The sequence below is a fragment of the Paraburkholderia sp. D15 genome (assembly GCF_029910215.1).
Classification (GTDB): domain Bacteria; phylum Pseudomonadota; class Gammaproteobacteria; order Burkholderiales; family Burkholderiaceae; genus Paraburkholderia.
This window is the reverse complement of record NZ_CP110396.1, coordinates 1538555-1551743: the sequence shown is the minus strand read 5'-3', so window position 1 is coordinate 1551743 and position 13189 is coordinate 1538555. Positions and strand designations below refer to the sequence as shown.

The following is a 13189-nucleotide window of genomic DNA, read 5'->3' as shown; positions in this document are numbered from 1 at the left end:
TTATTCTCTTCCGCCTTCGAGCTTGAACACGCTGACCACCTGCGCAAGACGCGCAGCCTGATCGCGCAACTCGGCCGCCGCGAGTTCCGCCTCGCCGACGATCGTCGCGTTCTGCTGGGTCGCCTCGCCGATCTGCGTGACGGCGAGATTGACCTGCTCGATACCGCCCGACTGTTCGCGCGACGCGACGCTGATCTCGCCCATGATCGCGCGCACCTGGCCGACCTGTTGCACGATGCCCTGCATCGTCGAGCTGGCTTCCTCGGCAATGCGGAAACCGCCTTGCACGGTCGCGGCCGATGTTGCGATCAGGCTCTCGATCTCCTTCACCGAGGCCGCGCTGCGCTGCGCGAGCGCGCGCACTTCCGAGGCCACCACCGCGAAGCCCTTGCCGTGCTCGCCGGCCCGCGCGGCTTCCACGGCGGCGTTCAACGCGAGGATGTTGGTCTGGAATGCAATGCCCTCGATCACCGTGGTGATCTCCGCGATCTTCTGCGACGAGCGGCTGATTTCTCCCATCGTCGAGACCACGCGTTCGACGGCGCGGCCGCCTTCGAGTGCGGCGTCGGCGGCGCGCGTGACGAGCGTGTTCGCTTGCGCCGCATGGTCGGCATTCTGCTGCACGGTCGACGTGATCTGCTCCATGCTGGCCGCCGTCTCTTCGAGGCTGCTCGCCTGAGTGGCGATCCGTGCGGCGATGTTGCCGCTGCCGGTCGCGATCTTCTCCGTGCCTTGCGACATTCCCGCCGACGCGTTGCGCACCTGCGAAACGATGCGCGCGAGTCCTTCGCCGATACCGTCGATCGATTGCATCAAGCGGCCGATTTCATCGTGGCGCTCGCTGCCGTGATGGGCGACGCGCACGCTCAGATCGCCCGAGGCAAAACGCTCGGATGCCTTGGCCGCTTCGGCCAGCGGACGGCTCACGAGACGCCGCACCGCGATCAGGAACACCACCGCGAAGCCGCCGACCAGCACGAAGCCGAGCACGAGGAACGCGTTGCGCGTGGTGGTGACGTCGGCCATCACTTCGTCGCGCGGCGCAATGCCGCCCACCAGCCATTGCCATTCCGGCACCGTGACGAACGAAACGAATTTGTCGCTTGCGCTGCGTTCGTTGAGCGTGGCATCGGCGGAGCGGTATTCGAGTTGGCCTTTTTTCATGTCGAGCATCTGCTGATACGGCGCGTTCGCGTTGTCCGCGTTCTGGCCGGCTGCAGCGGGATGCACGATCAGCTTGCCGCGACTCGCACCCTTCGACGCATCGAGCACGAAGTAATAGCCGCTGTCGCCGATCTTCAGATTGCGGATGTCGTCCTCGACGGACTGGATCTGTTTATCCACGTCCACGCCGACGAACAGCGCGCCGATCACCCGGCCACTGGCGTCCGTGATGGGACGGTATTGCGTGATCAAACGTTTGCCGAAAAGCGCGGCGAGTCCGGTATAGCTCTTGTTCGCGAGAATCAGCGCGTACGCGGGCGCCTTGCGATCGAGCAACGTGCCGATCGCGCGCGAGCCGTCCTGTTTCTTCAGCGACGTGGTCACGCGCACGAAGTCGTCGCCGCTGCGCGCGAACACGGTGGCCACCGCGCCGCTGCGTTCCAGAAACTGGTCGGGAATCGTGAAGTCGAGATTGAGAACCTTGTCGCCGGCTTTGATGGTCGGCGTGGCGACCCCGCCAATGTCGATTTTCTGGGTGTCGTCGAGCGTGTAGCCGGTCGGTAGGAAGCTCGCGAACAGCGCCATCGAGCGGTCAACTTCGGCGGACAGTGCCTTGTCGAACAGCGTGATCATCGCGGCGATCGAGCGGTCCCGGTCTGCAATGCGGTCGAGCACCTGGTCGCTGACCTGTTTGCCGGCGGTGCGGGTCAGCGCCCAGGTAAAGGCGGCGAAAATCAGCGCCACCAGTACGCACGAGAGAATGGCAAGCCGGGCGCCGACGCTCGCGCGGCGCAAAGAAAGGAATTCCATGGACGATTACGAAGTGAGGAGGACAAGCGAAAGCGCGGGCCCTGCATGAGCAGGGTCCGCGCATTGATAGCTGGTTAACGGCTGGGGGCGTGGCTTTCTTTAGGGTTTTTGAAAGCGTTTAGTAATCGGCTCTACGTGTTCATATTTCGCGGAGGGCGCGGATCGGCGTTCAGCATTTAGCGCTGCGCGGATTCCGGCGCGCCGCGCCACGTGCGCAGCAGCAACGCATTCGTCACGACGCTGACGCTCGAGAACGCCATCGCCGCGCCGGCCAGCATCGGATTCAGCAAACCGAACGCGGCCAGCGGAATTCCGATCAGGTTGTAGAAGAACGCCCAGAAGAGGTTCTGCTGGATCTTGCGCCACGTCTTGCGCGAAATGTCGATGGCGTCGGCCACCAGCGCCGGATCGCCACGCATCAGCGTGATGCCGGCCGCGTGCATCGCGACGTCGGTGCCGGTCGCCATCGCGATGCCGATGTCGGCGGCGGCGAGGGCAGGGGCGTCGTTGATGCCGTCGCCCGCCATCGCGACGATGCCCGCGCTGCGGATCTTCAGATCGCGAATCACGCGGGCCTTGTCGTCCGGCAAGACCCCGGCGTGAAATTCCGTGATGCCCAGTGCCTGCGCGACGCTGGCCGCGCTGCCGTGGTTGTCGCCCGTCACCAGCACGCTCTGGATGCCCATCTGCGCGAGCCGCCGGATCGCCTCGCGAGCGGTCGGTTTGACCGTGTCGCCGAATGCGATCAGCGCGAGGGCGGCGGGTGCGTGCGCGTCGCGCTGCATCAGCCAGGAGACCGTGTTGCCGGCGGCTTCGAGTTCGGCGGCGCGAGCGCTCGCTTCGGGCGGCAAAGTGATGCCGAGTTCGTTGAGCCAGCGCGTGCTGCCGAGCGCCAGGGTGCGGCCGTCGACCACGGCCTCGACGCCACGGCCCGCCACCGCGCGCGCCGAGGAGCTTGCTTGGAGTGCGCCAGGCGAATGAGGCGCTTTCGCCTGAACGCTCTCATCGGCATCCGCCCGGTGGTGACTTGCTGCCTCGTACGCCGCCACTACTGCTCGCGCCAGCGGATGCTCGCTGTGCCGCTGCACCGCCGCCGCCAGCGCCAACGCTTCATCGCGGCGGATCGGCCCGATCGCTTCGAATGCCGTCACCGACGGCTGCCCCAGCGTCAACGTCCCGGTCTTGTCGAACGCGACCAGTGTTACCCGATGCGCGGTTTCCAGCGCTTCGGCGTCTTTGATCAGCACGCCATGCCGCGCGGCAACGCCGGTGCCGGCCATGATCGCGGCCGGTGTGGCGAGCCCGAGCGCGCATGGGCAGGCAATCACCAATACCGCCACCGCGTTGAGAATCGCGGTCTCGCCGCCTGCCCCGGCAATCAGCCAGCCGACCAGCGTGAGGACAGCAAGCGCCAGAATCGCCGGCACGAAGATTTCGCTGACGCGGTCCACCAGGCGCTGGATCGGCGCTTTTTCGGCCTGCGCGCTTTCCACCAAACGGATGATCCGTGCGAGCGTGGTTTCCGCGCCGATCGCGGTGGTGGTCACCGCAATCGCGCCTTCGCCGTTGATCGAGCCGGCGGTGACCTTGTCGGCCGGCTGCTTCGGCACCGGCAGACTTTCTCCGGTGATCAGCGATTCGTCGATATGCGTGCGGCCTTCGAGCACCGCGCCATCCACCGGCACGCGTTCGCCGGGACGCACGATGACCACCGTGCCGACCCGCACCTGCGCGAGCGGCACTTCGCGTTCCTCCGTGCCCACGCGGATGCGCGCGCGGTCGGGGCGCAGCGCGTTCAGCGCGCGGATCGCGTCGGTGGTCTGGCGCTTCGCCCGCGCCTCCAGCCATTTGCCGAAGCGCACCAGCGTAATCACCACCGCCGACGCCTCGAAATACAGATGCATCATGTCGCCCGGATGCGTCGCCAGTTCGTAGACGCTGATGCCATACGCCGCCGACGTGCCCAACGCGACCAGCAGGTCCATGTTCCCGGCGCCGGCGCGTACCGCGCGAAAAGCCGCGCGATAGAAGCGCGCGCCGAACACGAATTGCACGACCGACGCGAGCGCGAATTGCAGCCACGGCGCCAGCATGACGTGCGCGCCGAACCATTCGGCGACCATCGGTACGACGAGCGGGAGCGTCAGCGCGGCGGAGGCGAGAACGGCGGCCAGTTCGCGGCGGCTTTGGTCGCGCTTGCGGTCGGCGAGGGAGGCGGACGGGGTGGCGGACGCGGCGTGGTCGGCCAGGCGGTCTGCACGATCCGCAAGCGTTACGGGCTCGTCGACCGCCCCGCCGTCCGGCGATGCAATCAATTGCGCTTCATAGCCCGCTTTCTTGACGGCGGCGATCAAAGCGTCTGCACTCGCATCTGTGTCGAAGCCGGCGCCGCTCAAGCTCACGGAGGCCGTTTCAGTCGCCAGATTCACGGAGGCGCCGGTCACGCCCGGTACTTTCGCCAGCGCCTTTTCGACCCGCATCGCGCAGGATGTGCAAGTCATCCCGCCAATCGCGAGTTCCGTGGTTTGCGGCGCGGGCGCTTCCGCCGCAAGCGGCGCCTCCGCTACAACCACCGGCGTTGCGTCATAACCCGCTTTCCGCACCGCTTGCGCGAGCGCTTCGGCATCCATGGCGGCGTCGCCTTCCACGCGCGCCTTTTCGGTGGCGAGATTCACCGACGCGCGCGTGACGCCTGGCACCTTCGCCAGCGCTTTCTCGACCCGCATCGCGCACGAAGCGCAAGTCATCCCGCCGATCTCGAGTTCGGCAGTGTGGGGTGAAGCGACGGCGTCGGTGTCGGCGGAATGCTGCGGCTGGGCAAGTTCGGTCATGGCAGGCAAGGCTCGAAGCGGCATGGTGCCGCGGATGAAATCAGTATTGACCTTCCTATCATGGGAAGGTCAAGCGTTTTCACAGTACATTTCAAAGCGCTCGATTTATGAAAGCCTTGTCTGGTGGGAGTCTGGAGGTTTTGTGGTTCTAGATACGACAGGTGTTCAAGTGGTTGCAGAACACGATCACGGAAACACTCACGGATATCCATCGCGCTGCGCGCTTCTATTATCTGCAGCAGAACTGGTTCGGCCGGAAGGTCGAGGGGCAGTCATTCGGCACGGCGGCCACGGCGCCGCCGGGGCTGCGCCTGCTGCGGCTCCAGGAGAACCTGTCGGCTGCACATTTGCGCTGTCAAACGCCTATATCGAAAAGCTCGACTTGAAGCAGTGCATCGATCGATACGATCGGTCGCATATGCTTTTTGTAGGTGTCGTTCAACTTGTGCAAAAGCAGTCTGCGTTCCACCTGAAAATGACCGAGTCTTCAAGAAAATGCGCAAATAGGTGTATGGCATTTTCATCAAAAAAAGACGACTTTACTTAATCATCTCTCACAAATGAATCGCGCCTGTTGGCTGTTGGAATTCGATATGGCGACGATGTAACACGGGCCATTGATTCGGGTAAAATCGCGCGCCGCCTGATTCCTGTTTCATGCGACATGAATAATTGAGGCTGCAAAGATTATAGGAATCAAGTTCATTTTCCCGCCAGAGCGGATTTAACGACGTCCGATGCCCGAAGGCTTCATCTTCCGGATGCCGTCGATAGCAAAGTGAACTGGCCGCCCCGCTTCGAGCGGCGGCTATATGCGTTTTCCACACACAGGATTCAGCATGGCTTACGAAGTACTGCAGGGCGCACTGCGCGCCGGATACACGCAGTTGGGGCGCCTTATCAGGCTCGACACGCCGCTCGGCGACGACTGGCTCGTACCGATGTACGTGAAGGGTTCAGCCCGCCTCGGCGGCAATGTTGAATTCACAGTCGATGCCGTATCGGCACACGGTGAAAAGATCAAGCTCAGCGCGCTTGTGCTGAAACCCGTCACGCTCTGGATCCAGCAGAACGATGGCACCGACATGCCAATCCACGGCTACGTTCAGCATGCACGTCGTCTCGGAAGCGATGGGCCAATGGCCTATTACCAGATCCGGTTTTCTTCCTGGCTTGGCTTGCTCAAACTCAGCAGTGACTGCCGCGACTGGCAGGAAGCTAACGGCCAGCAGATCCTCGCCGATGTGTTCGCCAGAACGCCGCAAGCGCAGGGACAGTACCGCTTCGAGTTGCGCACGCCGATCCGCTCGTACTCGCAACGTGTGCAGTGGGAAGACGACTGGAACTTTGTCTATCGCAGCATGGAAGAGGTCGGCGTCTTCCCGCGCTTCGAATTCGCGAAGGACGGCAAGTCACACACGATCGTCATCATGGATGACCTGTATTTCGTTCCGCCGTTACCGGAGCAGGTGGTGAAATTCAGCCGCTCGGACATGGACGAAGAATTCGACGGTCTGACGCAGTGGAGCGAGCAGCAGGATACGCAAAGCGAATCGATCACGACGAATACGTTCGATTACATGCGCCCCGACCTGCCGAAGGAGGTCAGCTCGCCCGCATTCAGTCAGGACGAACTGCCGGCGCAAGGTGAGCGGTACATTTACACCGGCGGGTACTCATGGTCGGACAGAGACATGGGCGAACAGCAGGCGCGCGTTCGCGCAGAGGAAATGGCGAGCCGCTCGAAGCGTTACTTCGGTGTCGGCGGTTTGCGTTGCGCGCTGCCCGGCTACTGGTACCGGCTCGATGGTCATCCCGTTCACGACAGCGAAGCGGCGAAAGACCGCGAGATGGCGATCATTGCCGTCGACTGGCAGATCCAGAATAACGTGCCAGGTATTGAAGCCCTCGCGCGGTTCCCGAAGAGCCTGCGTGCCGAAGTCGAGCAGGCCCGCGCAGCGGGTGCGGGATCGACAGTCCGTCACACGGACGGCAGTGCGGGGTTTTTTCAGGTGGAGATCGAAGCGCAGCGTCGGCGCGTGCCGTTCCGCAGTCCGTTCAGGCACCACAAGCCCGAGATGCATCTGCAAACTGGCATCGTCGGGACGCCGGACAACGAAGAGATTTTCACCGACTCCCTGAACCGCTCGAAGGTCTGGCTTTCGTGGAGCCGCAAGGGCCGTAACGAACGCGCGTCGGCGTGGATACGTGCCGCCATGCCTGACGCCGGCAGCCAGCGCGGCGGCCATTTCGCGCTGCGCAAGGGAGACGAGGTGCTCGTCGGTTTCGTGAACGGTGATTGCGACCGTCCAGTGATCATATCGAGGCTGCATGGCGGTGCGACGAAACCGGTCTTCCACTCGCACGGGCTGTTCTCCGGCCATCGCTCGAAAGAGTACGGTGGCGATGGTTTCAACGAATTCCTGATGGACGATGCCAGTGGGCAGAATCGGCTGAGCCTGTACTCAACGAGCTACAGCACCGGACTGCACATGGGGTATCTGATCCAGCACACGGATAACTCGCGCGGTGCATTCATCGGCACGGGCTTCGATCTGCGCTCGGGCGCGCACGGTGCATTGCGCGCCGCACAGGGCATGGTCATTTCGACGCAACCGGTCGCCACGCAACCAATGAACGTGTCCACCGCGACCGGGCAACTGGCGGGTGCCGAGGCTGTCCTCGAGACGGTTTCCAGGGCGAGTGAGACGAACCGGGGCGAGAGCCTGCAGGATGGGCACGATGCGCTCAAGACCTTCACCGATGCGACCCAGCACAGCGTGGCAGGAACGGTGGGCAAAGGTGGCCGGACGGCAGGCGGCGGGACGGGCAACGCAAACGGTTTTTCGAAGCCCGTCATGGTGCTGTCCAGTCCGGAAGGCATTGCACTCAGCACGCAGCAGTCGGTTCATGTCACCGCCGATCAACATGTCAATACGGTCGCGCGCAAGAACGTCATTCTCGCGGCGGGCAAATCGCTCCTCGCCAGCGTGGTGGACGGCATCAGCCTGTTCGCGCAGAACCTCGGAATCAAGCTCATCGCCGCAAAAGGGCAGGTTGATATCCAGGCGCTGAGCGATGCGATGAATCTGCTCTCGAAACTCGATCTCAAGGTGGAGAGCGCCACGGGACGACTGGTCCTGACGGCCAAAACGGAAGTGTGGCTCGGTGCGGGCGGCTCATACATCAGCATCAAGGGTGCGGGAATCGAGAACGTCACGACCGGGCACATCCTTGAGCGGTGCGCGACGTGGGACAAGCCGGGTGGAGCGAGCGCGGCGATTAGCGATCCGTTGCAGGCAACGCCCGTCGCAACAAAAGGTGGGCGCGGCCTGTCTTTTTCTGGCTGATCGCATCCGCCCATAGAACATCTCTCATGAATCACAACGGGAATGACCTCCCATGAGCAATTCACACCACGGCACACATCCTTCGCACCCCGCGCATCCGCAGCAGGCCGCGGCGACGCCCGCCACGCCTGCAGCGCCTCCCTACAAGCCGTTGGCTTTCAGTTTTCCATTTGTACCCGCTGGCAAGGACGATCCGGCCGACCCGATGACGTACATGAAGGCGCTCGGTAATGCACAGAACGGCTTCTATCCACTTGGCGCAAATGGCCTGTGGCATGGCGGGATACATTTCGATGGAAAAACTGGCAATGCGCTGAAACAGGATGTCGGCGTCCGCGCGATTGCGGACGGCGATGTCGTCGCGTACCGGCTCGATCACCAATATCCTGAACTCGAATACAAGGACAAACGCTCGGCGCTGTATTCGACGGGTTTTGTGCTGATCCGCCACAAGCTGCAAATGCCGCCGCCGCAACCGAAACAGGATGCGGCCTCATCGACTGCAGCTAGTGCGCCGGGTGCTGCGTCCAGTACGCCTGCGGCCCCGGCTTCTGCCGCCAGTACAGCGAGCGCGCCGGCTGCCGCGAGCACGCCGGCCGCGCCTGCGCAACCGCCGCAGGCTCCCGCCGCCGACACGCTGGTATTTTTCAGCCTGTACATGCACCTGCTGGACTGGGTCGGATATGAATTGGCGATCGAAGCCGGAAAGGAAGCGCCAACTGATCCGAATGCTCCGAAAATCCAGCCGATGCCGTTCTGGGAGGGTGATCGGTACTATCGCGTCGGTGCGAAGGCTAAGGATAAACAAGATGTACCGAAGCCCAAAGCCCTTCCGCCCCTGCCGCAACAGACGAGCGGCGGGATCAATGCGGACAGCGATCCCATCGGCGCCATGATCCAGAATGATTTCAAAGTGCCGTCGCCAGCCCCGGTCAACGCCAACAATGTCGAGGGCTCAGCGCCCGTTCCGACGCCAGTTTCCGGAATCCGTGTACGCGATTCGGCCGGTGGAAAGATTATCGGACTGCTGCCGACGGGCTCGGAACTGGTTGTATCTACCACGGAGAAATCGGACAAGCCAGGTTGGGCCAAGATCGCGAGGATCCGAAGCGGTACGCCCGTTGCAGCCGTGGCGGGTCAATCACCGTCGCCGCATGCTCCTTATGGCTGGGTGTATGTCAACGAACTCGATATCGTGGTTGATCCAAAACCCCTCGATCAGGTGGTAATACTCAAGACGCCGTTTCCCGTGACGGCTGGAACCGTGATCGGCTATCTCGGCCAGTATCAGGATTACACCGATTCGAGCTCATTGCCGCCGGGGCGCACGCACCCGATGCTGCATCTGGAGACGTTTGCGGGACCGGATCTGGAGGACTTCATCAGCAGAAGCCGGGAGCGGGTCAAGCAGCTACCGGAATCGAAAGCGTTCCTGGAAATCTCACCGGGCGCGCGGCTGGTAACTAACCTGCCCGAACGTGATCAAACGCTGACGCAGACCGGTCTGCATCTGGTGCCGCTTGGCGATACTCAAGGCTCGTGCTGGATCAAGGTGCAGCCGAAGACTGCGGCCGCCGCATCGCCAGCGACCTCGAATCACCCTCATCCGGGTAGTCATCCTGGGCATCCGCATCCTCAATCACCGCATCTCACTAACTTCGGATCACCGCTGTGGGTTGACGCCAGTCTCGCGAACCAGGTGACGACTGGCGTTGTGAAAGGCTGGAAAGACTTTCCTCTGACAGTCGCTGGCGCGAATGGACCGGGTGCGGATTTTCGCGACGTGTTCCGTCGCGTCGATCTCGACAACCTCGGCGCGCAGAATGTCGCGAAGGACGACAAGCGGGTGCATTGGTGGAACGTCACGATTGGTACGAAGGACGGTACGACCCGTCAGGGCTGGGTGTGCGAAAAGGACCACCCGCTCACACGTATGTGCGGACCTTGGGATTGGCCAGGTTTTGATCTGATTGACAGCAGCAGTATCAAGCCTGTCGACATGTTCAAGCGTTACCTGCACGTCACCCAGCAATTAATCGACGGTGAGGACAAGTCGGAGTTCGAACCGAGTGCGTCGCTGGTGAACGGCGGGGAACTCATCACGAAGCTGGAAAAGGCGATTGATACGAATCACGATGGCAAGATAACGGCGCAGGAATTGAAGGTCGCTCAGCAGGTGCCGTGGCTTGCCGAGGCGCTGTCGCATCTGGTTGTGCGCTGTGAAAGCGAATGGGGCGGCGGCCTCGGCAAGTGGGACGACCTGTCGCCACTGATGAAGAAGCTGTTGTGGCTCTGGAAAGCCGAGCTTGAGCGCATCGGCAAGCTGCAATGGTGGGAACAAGTTGCGGGCGTTGGCGGCTTCCCGAATGAGCTGAATCCTTGGCATTTTCATCCGATTGGGCTAATTGGCAATTTTGTGAATTCTGTAGATAGAGGAAGGATCCTTCGATTGTCAGATCAGGATGTGGATGATCTGATCAAGGTCACAGCAACTGAGGTTGCGTTGAGTCTGGATGACGACAATTTAGGGAAACAAGCGGGTGCTGTTGTTGACACTATTTTAAACCGCCGCATGACTGGGCTTCAAAAATGGAACACAATCAGAGGCGTAATCAATGAGAGGTGGCAATTTTCAGACATCAATGCGCCAAGGCCAAGCGCTTACGGAAGCGTGCAAAATGTACCTGAGAGCCGAGTTTCTCCAAGGGTAAGGTCGTTAGTCGTCGCTCACCTGCAAAGCCGCGCTAACGGAGGGGCTTCGCTTGTCGGAAATAACTTGAGTTATGCCAATCCATATGCCTTGGATGAGGCTTCGGAAGCGACGAGAGCATGGGTTGAAGATGTCATCCATCAAGCAAGCATAACTGGATACAGGTACGGAAGCGGACACGCAGTTCACGTGCACGGGACAACGCAAGGACTAATGTCTTCCAGGCCCGATCCTTATACAATCGAACTTCCCGATTCATATAGCAACTAGTGTGTTGAGGATTTCATGAAAAGAGTAATTTGCTTAATTATCTTGTTGTTTCCTTTGGCTTCTTTTGCGAAAGAATGTGCAAGTACTGGGAATGTGTACGGGGACTTGTCTTGCGCTGATCGCACTCTGAATGATTCAAAAAGAGAGCTCAATGAAATTTACCAAAAAATATACTCGGCTACGCAATACAAGAATGAGTTTGAGCAATCGCAGAAAGCCTGGCTTAATTACAGGGAGAAACAGTGCAATGGCTATATTGCGGCCGAGGCTTCGCAATCTCAAGGCGCTGGTTCCGGCTTAATTACGAAGGACTGTCTGGTCGCGATCACCCGGCAGCGAGTCGACTACCTGAAAACTCTTATCGAGAAATAGGCCGCCGACATGATGAATCTGATCCGCGTCGGTGATGACACCGACCACGACGGCAAGGTTGAAACGGGCTCTACGATGATGCGCTTTGACGGGCGCTTCGTCGCTCGCAAGGGCGACCGTATATCCTGCCCGCGGCACCCCGACGTCTCGCCCAACCTGATCGAGGAAGGCGACACATCGATGACCGATGACGGCGTTCCGATTGCTCGTCACGGGCATCGTGCCACCTGCGGATGTCGCTTGATTTCAAGCTTGGTGTGACTAGTCTGCTGGCATCAAAACAGCGGATTCGGCGCTCGGGCATTCGGTGAATATTCAGCGCATAAAACGCAAGCGGATACGAACGGCGCTTGGCGGCCACTTGCGGCCGTTCGACCTGCCATCCAGTTAGACGTTCGAATGTCCGCTTCACTCAGTGCTGCTGGCTCTCAGGACGTGCACCGCTTCTCTATTATCACTCCGTGCAGTTGGTAAGCGATACACGAGCCATGACTAGCTGTACGTTATGCTGCTTGTCAGTTCAACGCGTGCAGGTTAGTACATCATGGCAGACGTCGCTTATAACTTTTCGGGTGAAGGTGATTTCAGAGAGAGCGAGTTTGACATTCCCCCGCCACAATCCATTTGGATGTGGTTCAGTAAAAACAAGCTGCATCCTTGACCGGTCTTACCATGCAATGATGGGATTCAAAAACAAACAATGAAACCATTAGTTAAATATTGTCGGGGAGCAGTCGATGCACTCAATGCCCAATACAAGATGACCGAGGTCTTGGGTCACGCGGCAACCGCTGGCACAGCGAGGGAGCGCCTGATTCAGGATTTTCTGACTAGTCATCTTCCTGAGATGACTAGCGTGGTCAGCGGCGTGATCGTTGATTCAACCGGGCAGCGCTCGAAACAGCAAGACATTGTGTTGATGTTGAAATCAATGCCGAGGCTGGCTTTCGCAAGTGGCCACGACTTAATCTTTCGCGAAGGGACGGTCGCGACTTTCGAGATTAAGACCCAAATCACATCATCTGTACTAGATGACATCGCTGACAATATTGCGAGCGTAAAGCGTTTGGTGCCGACGACGCTTGCGGGCGCACAACTGGGTGATCTTGACTGGCCATACAGCAGGATTCTTCACGTCGTGTTGACGTACGGGGGATCGGGTTTGGACGCTATCAGCAAGAAGCTCAGCACTCTTCCCGAGGCGAGCAAGCCAGATGTCTACCTAGATTTGACGAGGGGAATTCTGGTAAAGAATGAAGGCTTTCTCTTCTTACTGAGCGGTTCTGAACAGTATCTTTGCTATGAGGATCCTGCAGTAGGCCTTGCACGCTTTCTTGCGTTACTGTCGAAAGTAACCGGACGAATGGTGACGAAGTCTATCGAGTGGGAAGCGTATATTTCATAATCAGATCTTGGCGATCTCGAATTCTAGTTTGCGAGGATCTAATCGAGGACGAGCGTTATGAGTTGGGTGAGCAGCTGCGCACGACATGGAAGGACCGTTCAGGGGCGAAATTTGCCTGCCGACTCGGCTTTCTGAGCGATATCACGATCTCTCAACGTATCGCCGCAGGCAGGTCGAAGGACCGCTGGTTTTGGTTCCCAGCGCCAAAATCGTCCAGTTCCACATAATTGCAGCTATCTACCCCTTTATTTGCGGACACTGGGGCCTCTGCGGGTAT

General features: G+C 60.2%; 7 protein-coding genes and 1 pseudogene. 6 read left to right on the top strand and 2 right to left on the bottom strand.

Annotated features, from left to right (window positions below; all coding sequences use genetic code 11):
- Together LFL96_RS26800 and LFL96_RS26795 are read right to left on the bottom strand one after the other, a co-directional pair.
- A complete protein-coding gene (locus tag LFL96_RS26800) occupies window positions 1-1974 on the bottom strand; it encodes a methyl-accepting chemotaxis protein (protein WP_281003719.1) in 1974 nt (657 codons plus the stop codon).
- A 176-nt stretch (window positions 1975-2150) separates the two neighbouring features.
- Window positions 2151-4805, bottom strand: a complete 2655-nt coding sequence (locus LFL96_RS26795) for a heavy metal translocating P-type ATPase (protein ID WP_281003718.1) — start codon at window positions 4803-4805, stop codon at window positions 2151-2153.
- 155 nt (window positions 4806-4960) lie between these two features.
- Here LFL96_RS26795 and LFL96_RS26790 point away from each other — a divergent pair.
- The 6 genes and pseudogenes from LFL96_RS26790 to LFL96_RS26765 form a co-directional block, all read left to right on the top strand.
- Window positions 4961-5232 (top strand): annotated as a pseudogene (locus LFL96_RS26790) (DNA adenine methylase); the annotation flags it as partial.
- Window positions 5233-5644: 412 nt separating this feature from the next.
- The gene (locus LFL96_RS26785) at window positions 5645-8155 is read left to right on the top strand and encodes a type VI secretion system Vgr family protein (protein ID WP_281003717.1); all 2511 of its coding nucleotides are present in this window, start codon (window positions 5645-5647) and stop codon (window positions 8153-8155) included.
- A gap of 52 nt (window positions 8156-8207) precedes the next feature.
- Window positions 8208-11135 (top strand): lytic transglycosylase domain-containing protein, encoded by a 2928-nt coding sequence (locus LFL96_RS26780; protein WP_281003716.1) that lies wholly within the window; start codon window positions 8208-8210, stop codon window positions 11133-11135.
- Window positions 11136-11150: 15 nt separating this feature from the next.
- Window positions 11151-11507, top strand: a complete 357-nt coding sequence (locus LFL96_RS26775; RefSeq protein WP_281003715.1) for a lysozyme inhibitor LprI family protein — start codon at window positions 11151-11153, stop codon at window positions 11505-11507.
- Between the two features lie 9 nt (window positions 11508-11516).
- Window positions 11517-11768, top strand: a complete 252-nt coding sequence (locus LFL96_RS26770; RefSeq protein WP_281003714.1) for a PAAR domain-containing protein — start codon at window positions 11517-11519, stop codon at window positions 11766-11768.
- A gap of 439 nt (window positions 11769-12207) precedes the next feature.
- A complete protein-coding gene (locus LFL96_RS26765) occupies window positions 12208-12912 on the top strand; it encodes a DUF6602 domain-containing protein (RefSeq protein WP_281003713.1) in 705 nt (234 codons plus the stop codon).
- The last annotated feature ends 277 nt before the right edge of the window (window positions 12913-13189 follow it).

Coding starts and splice junctions, on each gene's coding strand:
- LFL96_RS26780 (WP_281003716.1), top strand. CDS start 8,208: ATGAGCAATTCACACCACGGCACACATCCTTCGCACCCCGCGCATCCG.
- LFL96_RS26785 (WP_281003717.1), top strand. CDS start 5,645: ATGGCTTACGAAGTACTGCAGGGCGCACTGCGCGCCGGATACACGCAG.
- LFL96_RS26795 (WP_281003718.1), bottom strand. CDS start 4,805: ATGACCGAACTTGCCCAGCCGCAGCATTCCGCCGACACCGACGCCGTC.
- LFL96_RS26800 (WP_281003719.1), bottom strand. CDS start 1,974: ATGGAATTCCTTTCTTTGCGCCGCGCGAGCGTCGGCGCCCGGCTTGCC.
- LFL96_RS26770 (WP_281003714.1), top strand. CDS start 11,517: ATGATGAATCTGATCCGCGTCGGTGATGACACCGACCACGACGGCAAG.
- LFL96_RS26775 (WP_281003715.1), top strand. CDS start 11,151: ATGAAAAGAGTAATTTGCTTAATTATCTTGTTGTTTCCTTTGGCTTCT.
- LFL96_RS26765 (WP_281003713.1), top strand. CDS start 12,208: ATGAAACCATTAGTTAAATATTGTCGGGGAGCAGTCGATGCACTCAAT.